The organism is Streptoalloteichus tenebrarius (assembly GCF_024171885.1).
Lineage (GTDB): Bacteria > Actinomycetota > Actinomycetes > Mycobacteriales > Pseudonocardiaceae > Streptoalloteichus > Streptoalloteichus tenebrarius.
In genome coordinates, this window is the sequence record NZ_JAMTCP010000010.1 from 101,868 (window position 1) to 126,812 (window position 24,945).

A 24,945-nucleotide genomic window follows, 5' to 3' on the forward strand; every position below is an offset into this window, starting at 1 on the left:
CCCGAAGCCGAACCCGAAGCCGAGCCCGAAGCCGAACCGAACCCGAGCCGGAGCCGGCACCTTGCCCCGCTTCCACCCGAACGAACCCGCCAAGCCAGGACCTCGCCGCGTAACCGGGGCACACAGAAGGGGAGGTGCCTTCCGCCGAGGAGGTGAAGCCGCCCGAGTCTGCCGAGACGCCAAGGCACGGAAGAGCTTCGCCTCCGCCGAGTGCCTCACCCAGGAGTGCTCGGGGAGCGCGGGAAGGAAGCCGAAGCGGCTAACCCGAGTGGGTGGAGCGAACCGCGTCGAGCAGCGCGCCGAGCCGGTGCCGGGGAAGGTCGACAAGTCGAACCGCGAGTTCGTGGGCTCGCAGCCCGCCCGCCTCCGCCGCCTCGGCGATGCGGTCCCTGGCGGCGTTCTTGGTGAGCGCGCCGCCCGACACGGCGACCAGCCCCTCCCGCCAGACGTTGCCGATCTTGCCGTGCGCGCGGTCGAGCAGGTGGCGCAGCACCCGGTCCCCGGGAGCCAGCGTCTCCACCGGGACCTCCTCCGCCACGACCACGGCCGTCTTCGGCTCGGGCGTGCTCCGCAGGTACCGCAGGCGGAACTTCGTCGCGAGGGCGTCGGCCAGCGCGTGCTGCCCCTCCTCGCTCGTCACGTTCGGGTGGTTGTTGCCGACCAGCACGGCGACCCGGCGCGCGTTCGCGGCGAGCAGCACCCGGAGCAGCCACGGACCCGGGTCCGCCGAAGCGTCCACCGCGAGCGCCTGGCCCGCCGGCGCGTGCAGCGGCCGATCCCAGCTCGGTCCCCGGACGCCCTCGACGCGGTACTCCGCCGCGCCGGCGATGCGCACCAGCTCGGCCCTCACCCGGTCGCCCGCCGCGCCGGAGCCCTCCACCGACTGCGGGCCGTGCGTGTAGATCGCCACCTGTTGCCGCTCCACGGCCTTGCGGCTGCGGGCGGTCGGCTGGCACACGTAGAGGGAGCTGGCGCTGCCCACCGCCTGCGCGCCGTGGTACCGGTCGAAGGCGGGGAGGACGGCCTCGAACACCAGCCCGAGTCGCTGGAGTTCCTGCTGCACCTTCAGTCCGAGCGCGGGCGTGCGGTCGGAGTAGCCGTAGACGAGGACCAGCCGGCCCAGCTCCGGCTCCCGCAGCGCGGCCAGCCCGCGCGCGGCGAACAGGGCCATGCCCTCCGGCGTGTAGGGCGGGTCGCTGAAGACCAGGTCGGCCCATTCCGTCGCGGCCGGCGGCAGCCCGAACCTCAGGTCGGCGTGCAGGCACCGGATGTCGTGCCCCCGTTCCGCCGCGGCGCGGTCGAGGAACTCCAGAACGCGCTCGTCGAGGTCGACGACCGTCACCGAGACGTCGGGGACCACGGCGCACAGCGCCAGCGAGGTCAGGTCGTGGTCGCCGAGCAGCAGCACACGCGCGCCGGCCAGGTCGTAGTTCTCGCGCAGCCACAACGCCCGCCGCAGCACGGATTCCGGCGTGGCCTGCACGTGGTCCAGGGCCGCCAGCGGCGGGGGGACCCGGGCGACGTCCTCCCGCACCCTGCCCAGCAGGTCGACGTGCCCTGCGGGGACCCCGCCGGCCTCGTCCAGAGTGGGCAACGCGTCGAGACCGAGGCGCTCCCGGTACGCGGCGGCCCGGTCCGGCGACAGCCGCCACCGGTCGCCGGAGCGGTCGAGGTCGTCACCCATCGCGGCGAGGAGTTCCTCGACGGTGCGTCGCGGCACGGCCGGGAGCCGCACCAGCTCGTCGAGATCGCGCCAGTCCTCCGTGAGCAGTGCCACCACGTGTCGGAGTCGCCGGCCGTGCACGCGGGCCGCGGCGACGCGCGCCGCCGTCTGCTCAAGGGAATCCGTGCTGCTCACAAGGTCCTGACCCTACGGGGTGGCCCGCGGTCCCACGGAGCGGGCCGCTGCCGCCGAACGCGTGCCGTTGTCAGCCATCCGGGCTAAGGTCGACCAGACCGCGGCGGCCGGCGAGTGGCCGTCACGACCTCAGGGGGGCTCGGTGATCGAGTTCCGGGCCGTGACCAAGCGGTTCGACGACGGGACCGTCGCCGTCGACCACCTCGACCTGTCGGTGGCGGCCGGCACGATCACGGTGTTCGTCGGCCCGTCCGGTTGCGGCAAGACGACGTCGCTGCGCATGGTGAACCGGATGGTCGAGCCGACCTCGGGCACCGTCCTGGTGGACGGCGTGGACGTCCGGGGGGTCGACCCCGCGACGCTGCGGCGCGGCATCGGCTACGTCATCCAGCAGGCGGGGCTGTTCCCGCACCGGACGGTCCTCGACAACGTCGCGACCGTGCCGCTGCTGTCCGGGTGGACCAGGCGGAAGGCCAGGGCCCGCGCCGCCGAGCTGTTGGAGCTGGTGGGTCTGCCGAGGGAACTGGGCTCGCGCTATCCCGTCCAGCTCTCGGGCGGCCAGCAGCAGCGCGTGGGGGTGGCCAGGGCGCTGGCCGCCGACCCGCCCGTGTTGTTGATGGACGAGCCGTTCAGCGCCGTCGACCCCGTCGTGCGCGAGGGGTTGCAGGACGAGCTGCTGCGCCTCCAGGCCGAGCTGGACAAGACGATCGTGTTCGTCACCCACGACATCGACGAGGCGGTGAAGATCGGCGAGAGGGTCGCCGTGTTCCGGCAGGGCGGCCGGCTGGTGCAGTACGCGGAGCCGGACGAGCTGCTCTCCCGGCCGGCGGACGAGTTCGTGTCGTCCTTCGTCGGCAGGGACAGGGGGTACCGCCGTCTGTCCTTTGTGGAGGGAACAGGCATCGAGCCGCGCGAGGTGCCCACGGCCCGCGAGGAGGCGGTGGCCGGGGAGCGGGTCGCGCCCGACGCGTGGACCCTCGTGCTGGACGGCGAGGACCGGCCGCGCGGCTGGCTCCCTCCGCGCTCCACAGGGGACAGTGCTCCACCCGCGGAGCGCGTGCTGCCCGGCGGTTCGCTCTACACCAGGGGAACGCCCCTGCGCGGCGCGCTCGACGCGGCCCTGTCCTCGCCCTCCGGGCTCGGCGTCGTCGTCGAGGAGGACGGGCGCTACGCCGGGGCGGTGACCGCCGAGGAGGTGCTCGCCGCGCTCCGCGAACACCGCGTCGGGCCGGAGGAACACACCGGAGGCACCCGCTGATGCTCGACGACCTGTCCCGGTACCTGGGCAGTGAGAGCAACCGCGAGCTGGTCCTGACCCAGCTCGTCCAACACGTCCCGCTCGCGTTGCTCCCGCTGGTGGTCGGGGTGGTGCTGGCGATCCCCCTCGGGTGGCTCGCCCAGCGGCACCCGCTGGTCCGCACCGCCCTGCTCGGCTCGGCCAACGTCGTCTACACGGTGCCCTCGCTCGCGTTCTTCGTCGTGATCCCCGGGATCATCGGCACCCAGATCCTCGACCCGGTCAACGTGGTCGCGGCGTTGAGCATCTACACGGCGGCCCTGTTGGTCCGCCCGGTCGTCGACGCGCTCGACGCCGTGCCCGCCCACGTCGTCGCCGCGGCGACCGCGATGGGGTACCGCCCGCTGCGCCGGTTCCTGGCGGTGGAGCTGCCGTTGGCGGTGCCCGTGCTGGTGGCGGGGGTCAGGGTGGCCTCGGTGAGCAACATCAGCCTCGCCAGCGTCGGCGCGCTGTTGGGCGTCGGCGGTCTCGGCGCGTTGTTCACCTCGGGGTTCCAGACGAGCTACCTGCCGCCGATCCTGGTCGGGATCGTGCTCACCCTGGTGTTGGCGCTGGTGATGGACCTGGTCCTGGTGGGTCTGCGCTGGCTGCTGACGCCGTGGGCCCGCGCGGGAGGGACCCGATGACGCTCTCCTGGTTGTTCGACCCGGCGCACTGGAGCGGCGTCGACGGCATCCCGGTGCGCCTGCTCCAGCACCTGCGGTACACGCTGGTCGCCGCGCTGGCGGCCACGCTGGTCGCCGTCCCGCTCGGCCTGTTCGTCGGGCACACCGGGCGCGGCGGCCTGGTCGTGGTCGGCGGGAGCAACGCCATGCGGGCGTTGCCGACCCTCGGCCTGGTGACCTTCCTGTTCCTCGTGCTCGGCAGCGGCGAGGTCTCGGCGCTGGTCGCGTTGACCGTGCTCGCCGTGCCGCCGGTGTTGGCCGGCACGTACGCGGGGATCCAGGACACCGACCGGGGCGTGGTCGACGCGGCGCGCGGCATGGGGATGACCGGGTGGCAACGCCTGTGGCGGGTGGAGGTGCCCAACGCGCTGCCCCTGCTGCTGGGCGGCGTCCGCAACGCCGTCCTCCAGATCGTGGCCACCACGGCGGTGGCCGCCTACGTGGGGCTGGGCGGGCTCGGGCGCTTCCTGCTCGACGGGCTGAGGGCCTTCGACTACCCGAAGATGGTCGCTGGCGCGGTGCTGGTCGCGGCCCTCGCGATGGTGTTGGACCTGCTGCTCGCCCTGCTCCAGCGGCTGGTCGTGCCGAAGGGGTTGCGACTGGCGGCCGGCCGGCGGGGGCGCGTGCCGGCGCGGGCGGTCGAGCGGGGCGGGACGGATGTGGCGGCGGCCGCCGCGACGAGGGAGGGAACGAGCGGATGAAGCGCGCGTGGGCGGTGCTCGCGTTGATCGCCACGATGGTGCTGGCCGGGTGCGGGGGCGACCCGACGAAGGGCGGCGGCGGTGGCGGGGGCGGTCCGCTGGCGATCGGCTCGGCGGACTTCGCCGAGAGCGAGCTGCTGATGGAGCTGTACGCGGGCGCGTTGCGCTCGACGGGGGCGCAGGTGCAGACGCGGCCCAGGATCGGCAGCCGCGAGGTGCTGGTCAGGGCGCTCCAGGACGGGTCGCTGGCGGTGGTGCCGGAGTACTCCGGCAACCTGCTGAACTACCTCGACAAGGACGCCTCGGCGACGAAGGCGGACGAGGTGTACGCCCAGCTTCGGCAGAAGCTCCCGTCCGGGCTGGAGGTGCTGGAGAAGGCCGCCGCCGAGGACAAGGACGTCCTGGTGGTGACGAAGGAGACCGCCCAGCAGCGGGGGCTGTCGTCGCTGGAGGACCTGGGCCCGAAGTGCGGTGACCTCGTGCTCGGCGCCGCGGGGGAGTGGCGTGGCCGCTGGGAGGGCCGGATCAGGCAGCTCTACGGCTGCGCGTTCAAGGAGATCCGCACGACCGACCCGGCCGGTCCGGTGACGGTGGAGGCGTTGCGGTCGGGGCAGGTCCAGGTGGCGAACCTGTTCACCACGGCGTCGGCGATCGGCGTCAACGGCTTCGTCGAGCTGGCCGACCCGAAGCAGATGTATCCGGCGCAGAACGTGGTGCCGCTGGTGCGGTCCGGCGCGGTGGACGACCGGGGCCGGCAGGCGCTGAACCGCGTCTCGGCGGCGTTGACGACCGACAAGCTGGCGGCGATGGTCCGCCGGATCGAGGTGGACAAGACCAGCGTGGTCGAGGTCGCCTCCGGGTTCCTGAAGGAGAACGGCTTCTGACGCTGGTGCGTCCGGCCCCTGACGGGAGCCGGTGGCCGCCGTGCCGCGGCTTCCCGTTCCGCTGAGGTTCCGTTGAGGTTCCGTTGAGGGGACGGACGAGAGGAGTGCGGGCGTCCCGCGGGTCGCCGGGTCCGACGATCAGGTCGGCGCCCGGGCGCGCGGGGCGCCCGCTGTCGTTCTCCTCGCGGATTCCTCGCCCGCGTCGCGGGTTCCTCTCGCACGCTCGATCGGGGTGTGGCGGAACGGGAGAAGGGGACACCCGGAACTCGCCACGGCCTGGCCGGCTCGGGGAGGCTGTCAACGCGCAACGCGTCCGACCGCGCCCGACTGCGCCAAACCGCGTCCGACGCGCCCCGGCTCATCATCACCGGGATGGTCGATATCCCCGCGGCGGGCCGCGTCTCCTCAACACTGACGAGCACGCGGGCGCCGACGACCACGCGGGAGCCGCTCAGAAGATGCGCAGGCGCTCCAGCTCGCTGTCCGCGCTCTGCCGCACGTAGATGGAACCGCCCGCCTGCATGATCTCCTCCAGGAACGCGTAGACCTGGAGCGCGCGGTTGATCGTGTCCGTCTTGCTGTCACCGGTGAGGTCGACGGTCTGCTCCAACGCCTTGGACGAGCGTGGCGTGAGGTTGACCGTGACCCGCTCCAGCGAACCGTGTCCCCGGCCGGCCCCCGGCCGGTCGTCCGTCACCGATCCAGCGTTCCTGGGCATGTGCTCGCCTTTCCTCGTGCGAGCCACCCCCAACCCACCGGGACAGGAGGCGACTCGCGTCCCCAGGCGCCGTGGACAGCGTCCGCCCCATCGCGCCTCCTACGGACCTCGACCTCACAAGGTTCGCACCGGGGTCGCACAGGGTCAAGCAAAAGTCTGTACGACATATGAGTGACATGCACATGGGTGCTGTACATCACCCGCTATCGTGACATTCGGGGACACCTTGGACACGCCGCGTCACGGCCGGATCCGAGAGGCGACAAGCCGCAATGAGCAAAGGTGTGGAAACCGATCTCACCCAGACAGAGGGGGACCCCGGAGGGCGGGCCGACGTCCTCTGCGAGCTCCAGAAGCAGGAGGTGGAGGTCCGGCTGCCCGGCGGCGGCCGGGTCAGGGCCACGTCGGAGGCGCCGGTCAGGGCGCCCGGCAGCATCGCGTCCGCGATGGTGCAGCTCTCCCTGGCCGGCGTGATCCCCGGCCTCGGTGTCGGACTGCTGTCGTCGATGCTGTCGGCGTCGGCCGAGCTGGCGCTCGTCGTCGCCGCCGGCATGTACGTGCTCGTCATGGGCAGCGGCGTGGCCCTCATGGTCCGGGAGCAACGGCGAAGGCCCTGACCGCGACGACCCGAGGGGCCGCGGCGGGAGCCGTCGGGACCGCCGACGGCCGGGCGGGCCCCGCCCCGCTGCCCGTGTCCGGAACCGGACACCACCTCAGCCTCCCGGGTGCCCGCCGATCCGCGTGGTCAGCTCGGTCGCGGCCGCGCGCACCTCCGAGGCCAGCTCCGCCCACTCCTCGCCGCACTCCGGCAGGGGCGCCGTGGGCGGCGCCGCCGGGTCGCAGTCGTGCCGGAAGGTCACGCTGATCGCCGCCACCGGCCGGCCGCCGTGGTCGAACACCGGCGCGGCCACCGAGGCGAACCCCCTGGTCACGTAGCCGTCCTCCACGGCCCAGCCGCGGCGGCGCTCCGCCGCCAGCAGGCGGCGCAACGCCGGCAGGTCGCGCGGCCCGCGCCCGGTCCGGTCGACGAAGCTCGCGGCGCCCGGAAACAGGGCGCGCACCTGCGCCGCCGGCAGGTGGGCGAGCATCGCCCTGCCGGAGGCGGGCAGGTGCGCCGGCAGTCGCACGCCGACGTCGGTGACCAGGGTCTGGGGCTGCCTCGGCTGCTCCCGCACCAGGTAGAGGGCCTCGGGGCCGTGCAACACGCCGAGGTGCGCGGTCCGCTCCACCCGGTCCACCAGGCGCCGCAGCAACGGCCGCGCCAGGCGCTCCAACGGGTCGTGCCGCAGGTAGGCCGAGCCCAGCTCGAACGCGGCGACGCCGAGCCCGTAGCGCCGCTCCTCGGGCAGGTGCGTCACGAAACCGGCGCTGGCCAGCTCGGACAGCAGGTGGTAGGTCGTGGACCGGGGCAGCTCCAGCTCGCGGGCGATCGCGCCGGCCGAGACGGGGCCGGCCTTGCTCGCCAGGAGCCGCAGCACCGCCAGCCCCCGGCGCAGCGCCGGCACGTCGCTGCTCACGCCCATGCCGCCCACTCCGGGCGAGGCGTGGGCGCGGGCCGTCCCTGGCGAGGTGTCGGCCGGTCCACATCGGACGGGTGACGACGGCGGGGACCGGGCCGGGGCCGGCGCGGGGGCAGCGGCGCGCGCGTCATGGGAGCCTCCCGGGTGCTGTCTGGCATCCCAGACAGTGTCACCCGACTCGGGCTTCTGCCAGCGGGCCCCTCGGGTTGGGATGGGTCCATGCAGCAGACCGACCCCGTCGGCCCCACTCCCCAGAGCCCGGTCCCCGGGGGTCCGGTCCCCGTCGGCACGGGGGCCCTGACCCGCGACCAGGTGCTCGCGGTGACCCGCGGTGGCGCGCGGGTCGAACTCACCGCCGAGGCGCTGGACGCCCTGGCCGCCAGCCGGGCGCACGTCGAGGCGCTCGCCGCGGGCGAGCGGCCCACCTACGGCGTGTCCACCGGGTTCGGCGCCCTCGCGGTCCGCCACATCCCGCAGGACCTGCGGGCCGCCCTGCAACGCTCGCTCGTGCGCTCGCACGCCGCCGGCGCCGGCCCCGCCGTCGAGGCCGAGGTCGTGCGGGCCCTCATGCTGCTCCGGTTGAGCACGCTCGCCACCGGCCACACCGGGGTGCGGCCGGAGACCGCGCGGACGCTCGCCGGGATGCTCAACGCCGGCATCGTCCCCGTGGTGCACGAGTACGGCTCGCTGGGCTGCTCCGGCGACCTCGCGCCGCTCTCGGCGATCGCCCTGGCCCTGATGGGCGAGGGCGAGGTCGTCGACGCCACGGGCCGTCGGCTGCCCGCCGCCGAGGCGCTGGCCGCCGCCGGCCTCCAGCCGGTGCGCCTGGCCGAGAAGGAGGGCTTGGCCCTCATCAACGGCACCGACGGCATGCTGGGCATGCTCGTGATGGCCGCCGCCGACCTGGCGGCGCTGCTCGACGTCGCCGACATCACCGCGGCCATGAGCGTCGAGGCGCTGCTGGGCACCGACCGCGCGTTCGCCGCCGACCTCCAGGCGCTGCGCCCGCACCCGGGGCAGGCCAGGTCGGCCGCCAGGATGACCGCCGCGCTCGCCGGCTCCGAGATCGTCGCCAGCCACCGCGGCCCGGACTGCACCCGCGTGCAGGACGCGTACTCGCTGCGGTGCGCGCCGCAGGTGCACGGCGCGGCGCGGGACACCCTCGCGCACGCCGAGACCGTGGCCGACCGCGAGCTGGCGTCCGCCGTGGACAACCCCGTGGTCCTGCCGGACGGGCGCGTGGAGTCCAACGGCAACTTCCACGGCGCGCCCGTCGGCTACGTGCTCGACTTCCTGGCCATCCCGGCGGCGGACGTGGCGAGCATGGCCGAGCGGCGCACGGACCGGATGCTCGACGTGGCCCGCTCGCACGGCCTGCCGGCCTTCCTCGCCCAGGACCCCGGCGTCGACTCCGGCCACATGATCGCCCAGTACACGCAGGCGGCGATCGTCTCCGAGCTCAAGCGGCTGGCCGTGCCGGCCTCCGTGGACTCGATCCCGAGCTCGGCCATGCAGGAGGACCACGTCTCGATGGGGTGGTCCGCGGCGCGCAAGCTGCGCCGCGCCCTGGACGGCATGACCACCGTCCTGGCCGTCGAGCTGCTCACCGCCGCCAGGGCGCTGGACCTGCGGGCCCCGCTGCGGCCGGCGCCGGCCACGGCGGCCGCGGTCGCCGCGCTGCGCGAGCACGTCGCCGGCCCCGGCTCCGACCGCCACCTCGCGCCGGAGATCGCCGCGGCCGAGGAGCTGATCCGTTCCGGCGCGCTGCTGGCCGCCGTCGAGCCCCTGCTCGGCGATGCCTCGGCCGCCGCTCTGAAGTCCACTGTGGACGGGAGGAACCCGTGACGACTCCGGGACCACGCACCGTGCGCGCCGCGCGCGGCGCCGAGCTGACCGCGCGGAGCTGGGCCACCGAGGCCCCGCTGCGGATGCTGCACAACAACCTCGACCCCGAGGTGGCCGAGCGGCCCGAGGACCTGGTGGTCTACGGCGGCACCGGCAAGGCCGCCAGGGACTGGGCGAGCTTCGAGGCCATCTCGCGCGAGCTGACCACCCTCGGCGGGGACGAGACGCTGCTCGTGCAGTCCGGCCGGCCGGTCGGCGTGCTGCGCACCCACGAGTGGGCTCCCCGCGTGCTCATCGCGAACTCCAACCTGGTGCCGGACTGGGCGACGTGGCCGGAGTTCCGCCGGCTCGACGCGCTGGGCCTGACCATGTACGGCCAGATGACCGCGGGGTCCTGGATCTACATCGGGACGCAGGGCATCCTCCAGGGCACCTACGAGACGTTCGCCGCCGTCGCGGAGAAGCGGTTCGGCGGGACCCTGCGCGGCACCCTGACCGTGACCGCCGGCCTCGGCGGCATGGGCGGCGCCCAGCCGCTGGCCGTGACGATGAACGAGGGCGTCGCGCTGGTCGTCGAGTGCGACCCGGAGCGGGCCCGGCGCCGGGTCGAGACCCGCTACCTCGACGAGATCGCCGACGACCTCGACGACGCGGTGCGGCGCGTGGAGGCGGCCAAGCGGGAGCGGCGCGCGCTGTCCGTCGCGGTGATCGGCAACGCCGCCGAGGTGCTGCCCGAGCTGCTGCGGCGCGGCGTCGAGATCGACATCGTCACCGACCAGACCTCGGCGCACGACCCGCTGGCCTACCTGCCCAAGGGGGTGGACCTGGCGGACTGGCACGACTACGCGGCCAAGAAGCCCGACGAGTTCACCGACCGCTCGCGGGAGTCCATGGCCGACCACGTCGAGGCCATGGTCGGGTTCCTCGACCGGGGCGCCGAGGTGTTCGACTATGGCAACTCGATCAGGGGCGAGGCCAAGCTCGGCGGCTTCGAGCGCGCGTTCGACTTCCCCGGGTTCGTCCCCGCCTACATCCGGCCGCTGTTCTGCGACGGCAAGGGCCCGTTCCGGTGGGCAGCGCTGTCCGGCGACCCGGCCGACATCGCCGCGACCGACCGCGCGATCCTGGAGCTGTTCCCGGACAACGAGCCGCTGGCCCGGTGGATCAGGATGGCGGGGGAGCGCGTGGCCTTCCAGGGCCTGCCGGCCCGGATCTGCTGGCTTGGCTACGGCGAGCGGCACCTCGCCGGCCTGCGGTTCAACGAGATGGTCGCCTCCGGCGAGCTGAAGGCCCCGGTCGTCATCGGCAGGGACCACCTCGACTGCGGCTCGGTCGCCTCGCCGTACCGGGAGACCGAGGGCATGCTCGACGGGTCGGACGCGATCGCCGACTGGCCGTTGCTCAACGCGCTGGTGAACACCGCCTCCGGCGCCACGTGGGTGTCGATCCACCACGGCGGCGGGGTCGGCATCGGCCGCTCGCTGCACGCCGGCCAGGTCACCGTCGCCGACGGCACCGAGCTGGCGGCGCTGAAGCTGGAGCGCGTGCTCACCAACGACCCGGCGATGGGCGTGCTCCGGCACGTTGACGCCGGCTACGAGCGCGCGGAGAAGGTGGCCGACGAGAAGGGCGTCCGCATCCCGATGCGGGGCTGACCCGCAGCGCGGGGACGACCGGGCGGTAACGACCGTGCGGGGACGACCGTGCGGGGACGACCGGGTGGGGACGACCGGGTGGGGACGACCGGGCGGTGACGACGAGGACGTGTGGCGTGTCGTGCGGGTGGGGAGCCTGACGGCACGCCACACGCCGGACCAGGAGGTGGGATGGCTACGGCGACCGGCCTGCTCGGCGCGATCGCGGACGTCGGGGTCGACCGGGCGCGGGGCGGCTTCTCGCGGCACGGCTTCGACCGGAGCGACCTGACGCTCCGGGAGTGGTTCGTGGCCGAGGCCGCCGCGCGGGGCCTCGACGTCGAGGTGGACCGCAACGGCAACCTCTGGGCGTGGTGGGGCCGGCCAGGCCCTGACGCCGTCGTGACCGGCAGCCACCTGGACTCGGTGCCGGGCGGCGGCGCGTTCGACGGCCCGCTCGGCGTGGTCTCGGCGCTGGCCGCCGTGGACGAGCTGCGGGCGCGCGGGTTCGTCCCGTCCCGGCCGTTCGCGGTCGTCGTGTTCGCCGAGGAGGAGGGCGGCCGGTTCGGCGTGCCCTGCCTGGGCTCCCGGCTGCTCGCCGGCACCCTCGACCCGGACGCGGCCCGTCGGCTGCGCGACCAGGACGGCACCACGCTCGCCGAGGCGGTGCGCGCCGCCGGGCTGGACCCCGACCGGCTCGGCAGGGACGACGAGGCGCTGTCCCGCGTCGGCCGGTTCGTGGAGCTGCACGTCGAGCAGGGCAGGGGACTGGTCGACCTGGGACGCCCGGTCGGCGTGGCGTCGTCGATCCTGGCGCACGGCCGGTGGCGGTTCCGGTTCACCGGCGAGGGCAACCACGCGGGCGCGACCCCGATCGGCGACCGGCACGACCCGATGCTGCCCGCGTCCCACCTCGTGCTCGCCGCCAGGGGCGCGGCCGCCGCCGTCCCCGGGGCCAGGGCGACCGTGGGCCGCGTGGTCCCCGTCCCCGGCGGCACGAACGTGATCGCGTCCACTGTGGACGTCTGGCTGGACGCGCGCGCCGCCGACGACCGCACCACGCGCTCGCTCGTCGAGGACGTCACGGCCGCCGCGCGGGAGGCCGCCGCCGCCGAGGGCTGCCGGGTCGAGGTGACCGAGGAGTCCTACGGCGACACCGTCGTCTTCGACCCCGGGCTGCGGGACGACCTGGCCGCCGTGCTCGGCGGGGCGCCCGCGCTGCCCTCCGGGGCCGGGCACGACGCCGGCATCCTCGCCGCGCGCGTGCCGACCGCGATGCTCTTCGTGCGCAACCCCACCGGCGTGAGTCACGCCCCGGCCGAGCACGCCGAGCCCGACGACTGCGAGGCCGGGGTCGCCGCCCTGGTCTCGGTGCTGGAGCACCTGGCGGGAGGCGCGCGGTGACCGGTGTGGCGTACTGGTGTGAGCGCGCCTGGCTGCCGACCGGGATGGCCTCCGGCGTCCTGGTCAGGGCCGACGGCGCTGGGCGAATCTCTGACGTGTCCACTGTGGACACTCCACCGCTCGGGGCCCACCGGCTGCGGGGCGTGGCGCTCCCCGGGTTCGCCAACGCCCACTCGCACGCCTTCCACCGCGCGCTGCGCGGCAGGACCCACGGCGACGGCGGGACGTTCTGGACATGGCGGCACGCCATGTACGCGCTCGCGGACCGGCTCGACCCCGACAGCTACCTCGCCCTCGCCAGGGCCGCCTACGCGGAGATGGCGCTCGCCGGGGTCTCCTGCGTCGGCGAGTTCCACTACCTCCACCACGCGCCGGGCGGCCGCCGCTACGCCGACCCGAACGCGATGGGCCACGCCCTGCGACAGGCCGCCGCCGAGGCCGGCGTCCGCCTCACCCTCCTCGACACCTGTTACCTGGCCGGCGGCATCGGGCACGACCTGACCGGCACCCAGCTCCGGTTCGGCGACGGCACGGCCGCGGCGTGGGCGGAGCGCGTCACCGCGCTCGCCGAGGACGCCGCCGTCGCCTCGGACCCCACCACCCGGATCGGCGCGGCCATCCACTCCGTGCGGGCCGTGCCCAGGGAGATGCTGCCCGACGTCGTGGCCGGAGCGGGGCCGTCCCGGCCGCTGCACGCGCACGTCTCCGAGCAGCCGGCCGAGAACGAGGCGTGCCTCGCCGCCTACGGCCGCACGCCGACCGAGCTGCTGCACGAGGCGGGCGCGTTGTCCCCGCGCACCACCGCCGTCCACGTCACCCACGTCACCGAGCAGGACATCGAACTCCTCGGGGACACCAACACGGTGGCGTGCTTCTGCCCGACGACCGAGGGGGACCTCGCCGACGGCATCGGACCGGCCCGCGACCTCGCCGACGCCGGCTGCCCGCTCTCCCTCGGCAGCGACCAGCACGCCGTGGTCGACCCACTGCTGGAGATCCGGGCGCTGGAGTACGGCGAGCGGCTGCGCAGCAACCACCGGGGGCGGCTGCGCCCCGAGGAACTGCTCGCCGCCGCCACGGCGCACGGCCACGACAGCCTGGGCTGGGCCGGCGACGGGCGCATCGCCGTCGGCGCGCACTGCGACCTGGTGGCCGTCAGGACCGACACGCCCCGCACCGCCGGCGCGCTGCCGGAACAGCTCCTGCTCGCCGCGACCGCGTCCGACGTGGACACCGTGGTCGTGGGCGGCCGGGTGGTAGCCCGCGAGGGGCGGCACGAGACTCTGGGAGATGTCGGCCGGCTGCTGGCCGAGGCGATCGAAGGGCTCTGGGCATGAGCGTGCTCATCACCGGCATCGGTGAGCTGACCACCAACGACGACGAGCTGGGCACGCTGCCGGACGCGGCCGTGGTGCTCGACGAGGACCGGGTGGTCTGGGTCGGGCCGGCCGACCGCGCGCCCGACGCCGACGAGCGGGTCGACGTGGGCGGGCGCGCCGTGCTGCCCGGCTGGGTGGACAGCCACACCCACCTGGTGTTCGCCGGGGACCGCACCGCCGAGTTCGCCGCCCGCATGGCCGGCCAGCCCTACCAGGCCGGCGGCATCGCGGTGACCGTCGCCGCCACCAGGGCGGCCAGCGACGCCGACCTGGCGGCCGGGCTGCGCCGCCACGTCGCCGAGGCCGTCGCCCAGGGCACGACCTGCTTCGAGACGAAGACCGGCTACGGCCTCACCGTCACCGACGAGGTGCGCTCCGCGCGGATCGCGGCGCAGGAGGTCGAGGAGGTCACCTTCCTCGGCGCCCACCTCGTGCCCCAGGGCTGGGACGCCGACGAGTACGTGCGCCTGGTCTGCGGCGAGATGCTGGACGCGGTCGCCCCGCACGTCGGGTGGGTGGACGTGTTCTGCGAGAGCGGCGCGTTCGACGAGGACCAGTCCCGCGCCGTGCTCGCCGCGGCGAAGGCGCGGGGGCTGGGGCTGCGCGTGCACGGCAACCAGCTCGGCCCGGGACCCGGTGTGCCGCTGGCCGTGGAGATGGGCGCGGCGAGCGTCGACCACTGCACCTACCTGGAGGGGCACGACATCGACGCCCTCGCCGCCTCGCAGACCGTGGCGACCCTGCTCCCGGCCTGCGACCTGTCCACCCGGCAGCCGCTGCCCAACGCGCGTGAGCTGCTGGACGCCGGGGCCACCGTCGCCCTGGCCTCCAACTGCAACCCCGGCTCGTCCTACACCTCCTCCATGGCCTTCTGCGTGGCCACGGCCGTGCTCCAGATGCGGATGAGCGTCGAGGAGGCCGTGCGCGCGGCGACCTGGGGCGGCGCGCGGGCGCTGCGCAGGGAGAGCGGGGACGGCGCCGTCGGCGTCCTGCGCCCCGGCGCCCGCGCCGACGTGCACGTGCTGGACGCGCCGAGCGCGGCCTGGCTGGCCTACCGCCCTGGCGTCCCCCTCACCCACGCCGTCTGGCGCAAGGGCGTCCGCGTCCGCTGACGACGTCCGCCTCCGTTCGCCGGCGCGTCACGCCAGCATGACGCGCTGGCACGTCGCGTCGGCGCGGCGGACCTTGGTCTACACCCGGCTACACCAGCAGGCCGGCCCGGTGGGCCATCCCCCGCAGCTCACGGCTCACCGGGGCGCGCCGGACCTTCCCCAGGAGTTCGGTGAGGACCGACCGCGTGAACGGGTGCCGGCGGACGTGGTGGGGAGAGATCCGCTCGGCTCTGCGGAGCACGGCCACCGCGTCGTCGTGGCGTCCGGGCAGCCTCGCCAGCGCGTGCCCGAACTCCCGCCAGTACACGGCTTCGCGTGCTCGGACCGTGAGCGCGGTGGGGTCGACCGCGGACGCGATCCGCGCGGCCTCCGCGTGCTCCCCGGACTCCAGCGCGACCTGCATCCGCCACACGGCCACGTTGGCCGGGCCGAAGCCCAGGCCGAGCGCGTTGCCCTCACCGGTCCGCTCCGCCAGCTCGGCCGCGTGCTCCAGCGCGGACGTTCGGCCGGCGTGGTCCCGTCGGGCCGCCGCGACCAGGGACGAGACCAGGGCGAGCATGCCGGCGACCCGCATGCCCTGGGGCGTGTCGGTCGGCACCGCCACCGAACCCGCGGCGCGTGACGCGAGGTCGAACGCGCCCATGCCGAGCAGTCCCAACGAGGTCCCGAAGGCGGCGACTCCCCGGCACACCGGGTCGTCCAGCCGCTCCGCCGCGTCCCTCGCCAGGGTGGCGGCCTGCCACGCCAGGTCGAGCGGCGCGCCCACGGTGGTCAACCAGGCCTGGGCGCCCTGCACGTGGGCCACCGTCAGCAGGCGGAGGACGGCGCGCTCGTCCCGGTGGGCGTCGAGCGTGGTGTGGAGATCCCGGATCAGTCCGGGGAGGGCCGCCCCCGCCCTGTCGCTGTCGGCGGCGTTCTCCGCCGCGACGACCTCGGCGACGCGGGCTGACAGTCGCTCCACGGGCCGCACCTCGCCGCCTGGTTCCCCCACGCCCGCGGCCAGTAACGCCAGGCGCACCTCTCCCAGCGCCCGGTCCTCCGCCCGGGCCCTGGGCACGGGGAGAGGCGCGCCGGTGATCTCGCTCGGGGCGACCTCCAGCGCCTCGGCCAGCGCGAGGACCAGCGACCGGCGGTCCAGGGCGCGGTCACCGGACTCCAGCCGACACAGGTAGGACGGCGAGATCCCCGCCAGATCCGCCACGACCGTCAGCGTCTTCCCCCGCGCGTGACGGATCTGCCGCAACCTCCGGCCCACCTCCGCCGAGACCATGTTCCGAGGGTAACCACCCCGCGACTCATCGTCGTCAAGGTCGGATTCCTGCTGATCGCACGGACCCGAGACCGCGACCTCCGGAGAGGGACCTCCGGAGAGGGAGGGGGCGCACATGCCGACGCCACGGCGCCGACGGCACCGTGGCGTTCGGGCGAGAGGCGCCAGCGGGGCGTCGACCGGGGTGGGACGAACGCTCGTCACACCCCGGTCCGACACATCACTCGTCGGCGTCGTCGTCCCGGGCGAGGAACGTGGCGAAGCGCTCCATGGCGTCCTCGAAGTCGGGGTTCAGGTCCACGAACGCCCGCATCTTCTCGGCCAGCCAGGCGAGGGTGACCTCCTCGTCGCCGCGGCGGTCCTCCAGCTCCTCGATGCCCCGGTCGGTGAAGTACACGAGTCCTCCAGATGAGGTGGAACGGCCGAGCCGCCGGGCCCGATCGGACCCGGCGGCTCGCCAACAGCATAGGCGTCGACTAGCTGAACGCCTTGGTCAGGATCTCCTGCTGCTCGACCTCGTGCACCTTGCTCATGCCCGAGGACGGCGCGGCCATCGGCCGCCGCGACACCCGGCGGATGCCGGTCAGCCGCTCGGGCAGCAGCTCCGGCAGGGTGAGGCCGAAGAACGGCCACGCGCCCTGGTTCGCCGGCTCCTCCTGCACCCAACGGATGTCGGTGGCGTTCGGGTACCGCTCCAGCAGCTCGGCCAGCCGGCGCTTCGGCACCGGGTAGAGCTGCTCGACGCGCAGGATCGCGGTGTCGGTGGCGCCCCGCTTCTCCCGCTCGTTGTTCAGCTCGTAGGCGATCTTGCCGCTGCACAGCAGCAGGCGGGTCACCTTGGCCGGGTCGGTCACCAGCGGGTCGTCCAGCACGGTCTGGAACCGGCCCTCGGTGAACTCCTTCACCGGGCTGGTGGCCGCCTTGAGCCGCAGCATCGACTTCGGCGTGAACACCACCAGCGGGCGCTGCACGCCGTCGAGGGCGTGCCGGCGCAGCAGGTGGAAGTAGCTCGCCGGGGTCGAGGGCACGGCCACGGTCATCGAGCCCTCGGCGCAGAGCTGGAGCCACCGCTCGATCCGGCCCGAGGTGTGGTCAGGGCCCTGGCCCTCGTGGCCGTGCGGCAGCAGGACCACGACGTCGGAGCGCTGGCCCCACTTGGCCTCACCGGACGAGATGAACTCGTCGATGATCGACTGGGCCCCGTTGACGAAGTCGCCGAACTGCGCCTCCCACAGCACCAGCGCGTCCGGGTTGGCCACCGAGTAGCCGTACTCGAAGCCCAGCGCCGCGAACTCGCTCAGCGCCGAGTCGTAGACCAGGAACCGGCCCTGGCCGTCGGCCAGGTTCTGGAGCGGGGTGTACTCCTGGCCGGTCCTGCGGTCGATGAGCACCGCGTGCCGCTGCACGAACGTGCCGCGCCGCGAGTCCTGGCCGGCCAGCCGCACCATGCGGCCCTCCATGACCAGCGAGCCGAACGCCAGCAGCTCGGCGAACGCCCAGTCGATGCCGCCCTCGCGGGACATCTTGGCGCGCCGCTCCAGCACCGGCTTGACCCTGGGGTGCGGGGTGAAGCCCTCCGGCAGGTTGACGTAGGCGTCGCCGATCCGCTGGACCACCTCGGCCGGGATGTTGGTCGGCACCTTCGCCGGCACCTGCTGGTCGGACTCCACCGACGGGCTCGGGGCCGCCGGGTGCCGCTCCAGCTCCCGCACCTCGTTGAAGACGTGCTCAAGCTGGCTGGCGTAGTCCCGCAGCGCCTTCTCGGCCTCCTCGACCGAGATGTCGCCCCGGCCGATCAGCGCCTCGGTGTAGGTCTTCCTGACGCTGCGCTTGCCGTCGATGATGTCGTACATGCCCGGCTGGGTCATCGAGGGGTCGTCGCCCTCGTTGTGGCCCCGGCGCCGGTAGCAGACCATGTCGATCACGACGTCCTTGCCGAACGCCTGCCGGTAGTCCACCGCCAGCTTGGCCACCCAGTAGCACGCCTCGGGGTCGTCGCCGTTCACGTGGAACACCGGCGCCTGGATCATCTTGGCCACGTCGGTGCAGTACTGGCTGGAGCGCGAGTGCTCCGGCGCGGTGGTGAAGCCGACCTGGTTGTTGATGACGACGTGCAGCGTGCCGCCCGTGCGGTAGCCGCGCAGCAGCGCGAGGTTCAGCGTCTCGGCGACCACGCCCTGTCCGGCGAACGCGGCGTCGCCGTGCAGCAGCACCGGCAGCACGGTGAAGCCCTCGCCGCCCTTGTCCAGCAGGTCCTGCTTGGCCCGGACGATGCCCTCCAGCACCGGGTCCACGGCCTCCAGGTGCGACGGGTTGCAGGTCAGCGAGACCTTCACCTCGCCGTCGCCGAACATGCGGAAGTACTTGCCCTCGGCGCCGAGGTGGTACTTCACGTCGCCGGAGCCGTGCGCCTGGCCGGGGTCGAGGTTGCCCTCGAACTCACGGAAGATCTGCGAGATCGGCTTCTCGACGATGTTGGCCAGCACGTTGAGCCGGCCCCGGTGCGGCATGCCGATGACGACCTCGTCGAGGTTGTGCTCGGCGGACTTGTCCAGCACCGCGTCCAGCAGCGGGATGACGCTCTCGCCGCCCTCCAGCGAGAACCGCTTCTGGCCGACGTACTTGGTCTGGAGGAACGTCTCGAACGCCTCGGCCGCGTTCAGCTTCGACAGGATGTACTTCTGGACCGTGGCCGCCGGCTTCTCGTGCGGGACCTCGATGCGCTCCTGGAGCCAGCGCCGCTCTTCCGGGTCGGTGATGTGCGTGTACTCGACGCCGACGGTGCGGCAGTACGAGTCGCGCAGCACGCCCAGCACGTCGCGGAGCTTCATCCGCTCCTTGCCGGCGAAGCCGCCGACGGCGAACTCGCGGTCGAGGTCCCACAGGGTCAGGCCGTGGGAGAGGATGTCGAGGTCCTCGTGTCGCCGCTGCCGGTAGTTCAGCGGGTCGGTGTCGGCCATCAGGTGGCCGCGCGTGCGGTAGGCGTCGATCAGCTCCAGCACGCGGGCGGTCTTGTCGACCGCGCCGGCCGGGATGTCCCGCACCCAGCGCACCGGCTCGTAGGGCAGGCGCAGCGAGGTGAAGATGTCGTCGTAGAAGCGGTCCTCGCCCAGCAGGAGCTGGTGGACGCGCCGCAGGAACTCGCCGGACTCGGCGCCCTGGATGATCCGGTGGTCGTAGGTGGACGTCAGCGTGATGATCTTGCTGATGCCCATCTCGATCAGGGTGGCCTCGCTGGCGCCCTGGTACTCGGCCGGGTACTCCATCGCGCCGACGCCGATGATGGCGCCCTGGCCCTTGGTCAGCCTCGGCACCGAGTGGTTGGTGCCGATGGTGCCCGGGTTGGTCAGCGAGATCGTGGTGCCGGAGAAGTCGTCGGCGGTCAGGCTGCCGGCGCGGGCCTTGCGGATCAGCTCCTCGTAGGCCTGCCAGAACTGGGAGAACGTCATGTTCTCGCAGCCCTTGATGGAGGCCACCACGAGCGAGCGCTGGCCGTCCTTGCCCGGCAGGTCGATGGCCAGGCCGAGGTTGACGTGCTCGGGCGTCACCAGGGTGGGCTTGCCGTCCACCTCGGCGAAGCACCGGTTCATGTTCGGGTAGCTCTCCAGCGCCCGCACCACGGCGTAGCCGATGAGGTGCGTGAAGGAGACCTTGCCGCCCCTGGTCCGCTTGAGGTGGTTGTTGATGACGATGCGGTTGTCCGCGAGCAGCTTGGCCGGGACCGCGCGCACGCTGGTCGCGGTCGGCACCGTGAGCGACTGCTCCATGTTCTTCGCGATCGCCGCGGCGGCGCCGCGCAGCGTCTTGCGCTCGGGGCCGGCGGCCGACTTCACCGGGGCCGCGCTCGGCGCCTGGGTCGGCGCGGGCTTGCGGGTGGCGGCGGCGGTCGCGGCGGTGCTCGCGCTGGGCTGGGCGGCGGCCGACGGGGCGGGCGCGGTCGAGGCGGGCGTGGCGCTGGGCGTGGTGGGAGCGGTCATGGCGGGCGGAACCTGGCCGTTGCTGTCCGGGGTGGTGGTCGTCTGGGTCACGGGCTGGGGCGTCGCGGCGGCAGGCTTGGCCTGCGTGCCGGCGGCCGCCCTCTGTGTCGGCTTGTAGTCAGCGAAGAAGTCGTGCCACGCCGGGTCTACTGACGAGGGATCGGCGAGGAACTTCTCGTACATCTCCTCGACGAGCCACTCATTGGGGCCGAACTGTGACGCAGGACTCGCAGGGCTGCTGCTGGACACGGCTGGCTCTCGCCTCGATCCATCTGCTCGGGGTAGTCACACTCGGTTTTCAGGCTAGTCCCCCGCGGGCGCGTCTTGGTACACGGTCGCCCCCTGGGGGAGAGGGGTGGGTCACAGGATCGATCCGGAAGACCCTCCGTCACTCGTTCGGCCCTGTCTCTCACCACTCTGGTCTGACTCGTCCGACGGAACGCCCCGGCTGTGACTACTCCTCGTTGTCGGGTTCGGACCCAATGCCGGATTGGATCACCGCACCGGGGTGTGGTGGCGGAGCGCCGCCGGCCCCGGGCGCGTGCGCCGGGCGGCGGCCGCGCTGCGCCGAACGGTCGCCGACCGCCTGTCACGCTGAGTGATCAACTGGTGGCGTCGGGGCGTCACGTCGGGGCGGCCGGGTGAGCCGTCCCGCGCCCACGTCACCCCGGGGCAAGAACCGCCCGGCACGTGCGGGTGGCCGTCACGCCGACGGACCGCCGCCGGCCGCGAGCTGCCCGCCGTCGCGCCCGAGGACCGCCCGCCGCCCTCCGGCCCCGTCCCCGACCGCCTCCGCGGCTCCCTCCGGTGCTCCCGCCGGTGCTCCCTCAGGGGAGCCGTCCACGACCGAACCGTCCCCGCCCGACCCGGCCGCCCACAGACGCGCGTACGCGCCGCCGGCCGCGAGCAGCTCGGCGTGGCTGCCCTCCTCCACGATCCGGCCGCCCTCCAGCACCACGACCCGGTCGGCGCGCGCCGCCGTCGCGAGGCGGTGCGCCACGACGAACGTCGTCCTGCGCTGCGTGAGCCGGTCGCTGGCGGCCAGCACCGCGGCCTCCGTCGCAGGGTCGAGCGCGGCCGTGGCCTCGTCCAGCAACAACACGTCCGGGTCCACCAGCTCGGCCCTGGCCAGGGCGACGAGCTGGCGCTGGCCGGCGGACAGGCCCTGGCCCCGCTCGCCGACCTCCTGCCGGAACCGGGCGGGCAGCGAGGCCACCATCGGTGTCGCGCCGACGGCCCTGGCCGCGGCCTCGATCTCGGCCGGGCCGGCGTCCGGCCGGCCGTAGCCGATGTTGTCCGCGACGTCGCCGGTGAACAGGTGCGCCTCCTGCGGCACCACGCCGAGCCGGCGGCGGAAGGCGGTCAGGTCGTAGCGCCGCACGTCGACGCCGTCGACCATGACCTGGCCCCCGGTCGCGTCGTAGAACCGGGCGATGAGCTTGACCAGCGTCGACTTGCCCGCGCCCGTCGCGCCGACCAACGCGACGGTCTCGCCGGGCGCGACGCGCAGCGACACGCCGTCCAGCGCGGGCCGGTCGGTGTCGGAGTACTGGAAGACCACGTCCCGCAGCTCCACCTCGCCCCGCAGCCGGCCCCGCACCGGCACCGGGTCCTCGGCCGGCGGCACCGAGGTGGGGGTGCGCAGCAGGTCGCCGATGCGCCGCAGGCCGACACTGGCCTGCTGGTAGCCGTCGAAGACGTTGGAGAGCTGCTGCACGGGCGTGAAGAAGAGCCCGAGGTAGAGCAGGAACGCGAGCAACACGCCGGGGGTGAGCGTGCCGGCGGCCACGCGGTGCGCGCCGACCGCCAGCACGGCGGCCTGCGCCAGGTCGGACAACAACGTGACGAACGGGAAGTAGGTGGCGATGTAGCGCTGGGCGCGCAGCCGCGACCGCCGGTAGGCGTCGCTGCGCTCGGCGAATGCCTGGGCCGAGCGCTCCTCCCTGGTGTACGCCTGCGCCACCCGCAGCCCGGAGACGTTCTCCTGGAGGTCGGCGTTGACCGCGCTGACGCGCTCCCTGGCCTCGGCGTAGGCGCGGGACGACAACCGGCGGAACACCAGGGTGGCCACGGCCAGCACGGGCAGCACGCTCAGCGCCACCAGCGCCAACGGCAGGTCGATGAGCAGCAGCGCTCCGGTGATGCCGACCAGGGTGAGCAGGCTGACCACGGCCGTGGCCAGCCCGGTCTGGAGGAACGTCGACAACGCGTCGACGTCGGTGGTCATCCTGGTCATGATCCGGCCGGCCAGCTCGCGCTCGTAGTAGTCCAGCCCGAGCCGTTGCAGGTGCGCGAAGCTGCGCACGCGGAGCACGTAGAGCAGGGTCTCGCCGGCGCGCGCGGTGACCACGGCCTGGGTCGCCACCAGCAGCCACCCCACGGCGACCACGACCAGCCCGACGAGCACGGCGTCCCGCAGCGCGACGCCCTGCCCGACGTGCACGCCCGAGTCCACGCCGTGCCGCACGAGCGAGGGCAGCAGGACCGACATGGCGGCGTCCCCCGCCACGCACAGGACCGTGACCAGCAGGGGCCACCGCACCAGGCGCAGCAGCCGGCGGAGCCGGAAGCGCGGGTCGGCGGCCCTCGGGTCGACCCCGTCCAGCCTCGGCCGGTCGGTCGCCGGCGGCAGGGCCTCGACCCTGGCCAGCAGCTCCGGTGTGGGCGGCTGCGCGCCCACCGCGTCGGCGGCCCCGCCCGCCGCTCCCAGCACGCGGCCCGAGCGCGGAGTGCGCGCCCCGGTCACGGCCGGCAGCCGGTCCGAGCGGGAGGCGACGGCTCCGCCGGCCGCCTCGTCCGGCTCCCGGTCGGGCCACAGGGCGGGTGTGACGCCGTCCCGGCCCGGTTCCAGGTCGACCGGAGCCTGCGCCCGGGGGTCCTCGATGTCGTCGCCCGCGCCCGAGAGCAGCGCGCGGAACAGCGGGCACCGCCGCTCCAGCTCCTCCCTCGTGCCCACGTCGACGACGTGGCCGCCGTCGAGCACGGCGATGCGGTCGGCCAGCGCCAGCGTCGAGCGCCGGTGGGCGATGAGGATGGTCGTGCGCTCCGCCGTGACCGACCGCAGGGTGGCGTGGATGGCGGCCTCGGTGGCCGGGTCCACCGCCGAGGTGGCGTCGTCGAGCACGAGGACCCTCGGGTCGCTCAGCAGCGCCCTGGCCAGCGCGATGCGCTGGCGTTGCCCGCCGGACAGGGTCAGGCCGCGTTCCCCGACCCTGGTGTCGTAGCCCTCCGGCAACGCGCTGATGAAGCCGTGCGCCTCCGCGGCCCGCGCCGCGGCCTCGACCTCGGCGGGGGAGGCGTCCGGCCGGCCGTAGGCGATGTTGGCCCTGACCGAGTCGGAGAACAGGAACGCCTCCTCGAAGACCACGCCCACGGTCCCGCGCAGCGAGGCCAGCCGCAGCTCGCGGACGTCGATCTCCTCGCCGGGCGGCCCGATCCGCACCGAGCCCTCGTGCGGGTCGTAGAACCGGGGGAGGAGCAGCGACACCGTCGACTTCCCCGAGCCCGCCGTGCCCACCAGCGCGAGCGTCTCGCCGGGCGCCACCGTCAGCGACACGCCGTCCAGCACCGGCTCGCTGCGCGTGTAGCCGAACCGCACCCCGTCCAGCCGCACCCCGACCGGCCCGTCGGGCACGTCCCTGGCGTCGTCGGCCTCCCGCACCTCCGGCTGGGAGTCGACCAGCTCGTACACCCGCTCGACGCCGGCCCTGGCGAGCTGGGCCTGCATGACCAGGCTGGAGATCAGCCGGGCCGGTCCGACCAGGCTGGCGACGTAGCTGGCGAAGGCCAGGAAGGTGCCGAGGCTGACCTCGCCGCGCAGCGCCAGCCAGCCGCCGAGGCCGAGCATGGCGACCTGGCCGAGCGCGGGGAGCACGGCCAACGTGGCCGAGGGCCGCGCGGAGAGCCGGGCGACGCGCATCCGCTCCCCGAACAGGCGCAGCGCCGCGCGTTCCAGCCGGGAGACCTCCCTGTCCTCCTGGCCGAACCCCTTGACCACCCGGACGCCGGTGACCGTCTCCTCGACGTGCTGCGCGAGGTCGGCCGCGCGCTGTTGGGCCGACCAGGTCGCCGGGTACAGCCTCCGCCGCGCGAGCGAGGCGACCACGCCGACCGCGGGCACGACCAGCAGGGCGATGACCGTCAGCAGCGGGGAGAGCCACAGCATCGCGGCGATGGCGACCACCGCGAAGACGACCGTGCCGACGCTCAGCGGCACCATCATCAGCAGCGACTGCACGAGCTGGAGGTCGGTGATGGCGCGCGACACCACCTGGCCGGTGCGCATCGCGTCCTGCTTGCCGCCGTCGAGCCGCTGCACCGAGGCGAAGACCGCCCGGCGCAGGTCGTGCTGGACGTCGAGGGCGAGCCGCCCCCCGAGGTAGCGGCGGACGAACGCGGCGCCGTAGGACAGCAGCGCGAGCCCGACCAGGCCGGCGACCACCCAGGCCAGCCGGGCGGTGCTGCCGGCGACCGCGTCGTCCACCGCGATCCTGGTGAGCAGCGGGCCCACGGCCTGGAGGCTGACGCCGAGCACCGAGGACCCGACCGAGAGCGCCACCGTCCTCGGGTGCCGCCAGCACGCCGCCGCCAGGCGCCGCAGCCATCCCCGCCCGGACCGGCCCCGGCCGGCGGCCTCCTCGGTCGGGTCGGCGTTCGTGCTCGCGGGCGCTGTGGTCACGCG

At 74.2% G+C, this 24,945-nt stretch carries 17 protein-coding genes; 10 read left to right on the forward strand and 7 right to left on the reverse strand.

Annotation, left to right across the window (positions count from 1 at the left end):
* Nucleotides 1-259: 259 nt before the first annotated feature.
* Complete coding sequence (locus LX15_RS12090; protein ID WP_253669630.1) at nt 260-1,858, reverse strand: bis-aminopropyl spermidine synthase family protein; 1,599 nt, start codon at nt 1,856-1,858, stop codon at nt 260-262.
* Nucleotides 1,859-2,000: 142 nt separating this feature from the next.
* On the opposite strand from LX15_RS12090, the gene LX15_RS12095 reads away from it, so the two are divergent.
* Genes LX15_RS12095 through LX15_RS12110 form a run of 4 tightly spaced genes read left to right on the forward strand, consistent with a single transcriptional unit; the run spans nt 2,001 to nt 5,405 of the window.
* Nucleotides 2,001-3,116 (forward strand): ABC transporter ATP-binding protein, encoded by a 1,116-nt coding sequence (locus LX15_RS12095; protein ID WP_253669631.1) that lies wholly within the window; start codon nt 2,001-2,003, stop codon nt 3,114-3,116.
* Nucleotides 3,116-3,781 (forward strand): ABC transporter permease, encoded by a 666-nt coding sequence (locus LX15_RS12100; RefSeq protein WP_253669632.1) that lies wholly within the window; start codon nt 3,116-3,118, stop codon nt 3,779-3,781. The genes LX15_RS12095 and LX15_RS12100 overlap by 1 nt, the downstream gene beginning before the upstream one ends.
* Nucleotides 3,778-4,521 carry an ABC transporter permease gene (locus LX15_RS12105; protein ID WP_253669633.1) on the forward strand — a complete coding sequence of 248 codons (744 nt, stop codon included), beginning with the start codon at nt 3,778-3,780 and terminating at the stop codon, nt 4,519-4,521. The genes LX15_RS12100 and LX15_RS12105 overlap by 4 nt, the downstream gene beginning before the upstream one ends.
* Nucleotides 4,518-5,405, forward strand: a complete 888-nt coding sequence (locus tag LX15_RS12110) for an ABC transporter substrate-binding protein (RefSeq protein ID WP_253669634.1) — start codon at nt 4,518-4,520, stop codon at nt 5,403-5,405. Before LX15_RS12105 ends, LX15_RS12110 begins: the two co-directional genes overlap by 4 nt.
* A 451-nt stretch (nt 5,406-5,856) precedes the next feature.
* On the opposite strand, the gene LX15_RS12115 is transcribed toward LX15_RS12110, so the two are convergent.
* Nucleotides 5,857-6,102: a ribbon-helix-helix domain-containing protein gene (locus tag LX15_RS12115; protein WP_253669635.1), complete on the reverse strand. Its 246-nt coding sequence runs from the start codon at nt 6,100-6,102 to the stop codon at nt 5,857-5,859.
* Nucleotides 6,103-6,407: 305 nt separating this feature from the next.
* Between LX15_RS12115 and LX15_RS12120 the strand changes: the two genes are divergently transcribed.
* On the forward strand, nt 6,408-6,740 hold the full coding sequence (locus tag LX15_RS12120; RefSeq protein WP_253669636.1) for a hypothetical protein: 333 nt from the start codon (nt 6,408-6,410) through the stop codon (nt 6,738-6,740).
* A gap of 96 nt (nt 6,741-6,836) precedes the next feature.
* On the opposite strand, the gene LX15_RS12125 is transcribed toward LX15_RS12120, so the two are convergent.
* Nucleotides 6,837-7,646: an IclR family transcriptional regulator gene (locus LX15_RS12125; RefSeq protein WP_253669637.1), complete on the reverse strand. Its 810-nt coding sequence runs from the start codon at nt 7,644-7,646 to the stop codon at nt 6,837-6,839.
* Nucleotides 7,647-7,862: 216 nt separating this feature from the next.
* Between LX15_RS12125 and hutH the strand changes: the two genes are divergently transcribed.
* From hutH to hutI, 5 genes are all read left to right on the forward strand, one after another.
* Nucleotides 7,863-9,488, forward strand: a complete 1,626-nt coding sequence (gene hutH / locus LX15_RS12130; RefSeq protein WP_253669638.1) for a histidine ammonia-lyase — start codon at nt 7,863-7,865, stop codon at nt 9,486-9,488.
* Nucleotides 9,485-11,143: a urocanate hydratase gene (hutU, locus tag LX15_RS12135; protein WP_253669639.1), complete on the forward strand. Its 1,659-nt coding sequence runs from the start codon at nt 9,485-9,487 to the stop codon at nt 11,141-11,143. Before hutH ends, hutU begins: the two co-directional genes overlap by 4 nt.
* A 171-nt stretch (nt 11,144-11,314) precedes the next feature.
* The gene (locus LX15_RS12140) at nt 11,315-12,526 is read left to right on the forward strand and encodes an allantoate amidohydrolase (RefSeq protein WP_253669640.1); all 1,212 of its coding nucleotides are present in this window, start codon (nt 11,315-11,317) and stop codon (nt 12,524-12,526) included.
* Nucleotides 12,523-13,863, forward strand: a complete 1,341-nt coding sequence (locus LX15_RS12145) for a formimidoylglutamate deiminase (protein WP_308213455.1) — start codon at nt 12,523-12,525, stop codon at nt 13,861-13,863. Before LX15_RS12140 ends, LX15_RS12145 begins: the two co-directional genes overlap by 4 nt.
* Nucleotides 13,860-15,017 carry an imidazolonepropionase gene (gene hutI, locus LX15_RS12150; protein WP_253669641.1) on the forward strand — a complete coding sequence of 386 codons (1,158 nt, stop codon included), beginning with the start codon at nt 13,860-13,862 and terminating at the stop codon, nt 15,015-15,017. The genes LX15_RS12145 and hutI overlap by 4 nt, the downstream gene beginning before the upstream one ends.
* Nucleotides 15,018-15,105: 88 nt before the next feature.
* On the opposite strand, the gene LX15_RS12155 is transcribed toward hutI, so the two are convergent.
* The 4 genes from LX15_RS12155 to LX15_RS12170 all read right to left on the reverse strand — a co-directional run bounded on the left by LX15_RS12155 (nt 15,106) and on the right by LX15_RS12170 (nt 24,942).
* On the reverse strand, nt 15,106-16,287 hold the full coding sequence (locus LX15_RS12155; RefSeq protein WP_253669642.1) for a helix-turn-helix domain-containing protein: 1,182 nt from the start codon (nt 16,285-16,287) through the stop codon (nt 15,106-15,108).
* Nucleotides 16,288-16,507: 220 nt separating this feature from the next.
* On the reverse strand, nt 16,508-16,684 hold the full coding sequence (locus tag LX15_RS12160; RefSeq protein ID WP_253669643.1) for a DUF6104 family protein: 177 nt from the start codon (nt 16,682-16,684) through the stop codon (nt 16,508-16,510).
* Nucleotides 16,685-16,763: 79 nt separating this feature from the next.
* The gene (locus LX15_RS12165; protein WP_253669644.1) at nt 16,764-20,447 is read right to left on the reverse strand and encodes a multifunctional oxoglutarate decarboxylase/oxoglutarate dehydrogenase thiamine pyrophosphate-binding subunit/dihydrolipoyllysine-residue succinyltransferase subunit; all 3,684 of its coding nucleotides are present in this window, start codon (nt 20,445-20,447) and stop codon (nt 16,764-16,766) included.
* Between the two features lie 520 nt (nt 20,448-20,967).
* Nucleotides 20,968-24,942, reverse strand: coding sequence for an ABC transporter ATP-binding protein (locus LX15_RS12170; RefSeq protein WP_372502647.1), 3,975 nt, complete (start codon nt 24,940-24,942; stop codon nt 20,968-20,970).
* Nucleotides 24,943-24,945 lie beyond the last annotated feature (3 nt).

Coding starts and splice junctions, on each gene's coding strand:
- LX15_RS12100 (WP_253669632.1), top strand. CDS start 3,116: ATGCTCGACGACCTGTCCCGGTACCTGGGCAGTGAGAGCAACCGCGAG.
- LX15_RS12105 (WP_253669633.1), top strand. CDS start 3,778: ATGACGCTCTCCTGGTTGTTCGACCCGGCGCACTGGAGCGGCGTCGAC.
- LX15_RS12110 (WP_253669634.1), top strand. CDS start 4,518: ATGAAGCGCGCGTGGGCGGTGCTCGCGTTGATCGCCACGATGGTGCTG.
- LX15_RS12125 (WP_253669637.1), bottom strand. CDS start 7,646: ATGGGCGTGAGCAGCGACGTGCCGGCGCTGCGCCGGGGGCTGGCGGTG.
- hutH (WP_253669638.1), top strand. CDS start 7,863: ATGCAGCAGACCGACCCCGTCGGCCCCACTCCCCAGAGCCCGGTCCCC.
- LX15_RS12140 (WP_253669640.1), top strand. CDS start 11,315: ATGGCTACGGCGACCGGCCTGCTCGGCGCGATCGCGGACGTCGGGGTC.
- hutI (WP_253669641.1), top strand. CDS start 13,860: ATGAGCGTGCTCATCACCGGCATCGGTGAGCTGACCACCAACGACGAC.
- LX15_RS12155 (WP_253669642.1), bottom strand. CDS start 16,287: ATGGTCTCGGCGGAGGTGGGCCGGAGGTTGCGGCAGATCCGTCACGCG.
- LX15_RS12165 (WP_253669644.1), bottom strand. CDS start 20,447: ATGTACGAGAAGTTCCTCGCCGATCCCTCGTCAGTAGACCCGGCGTGG.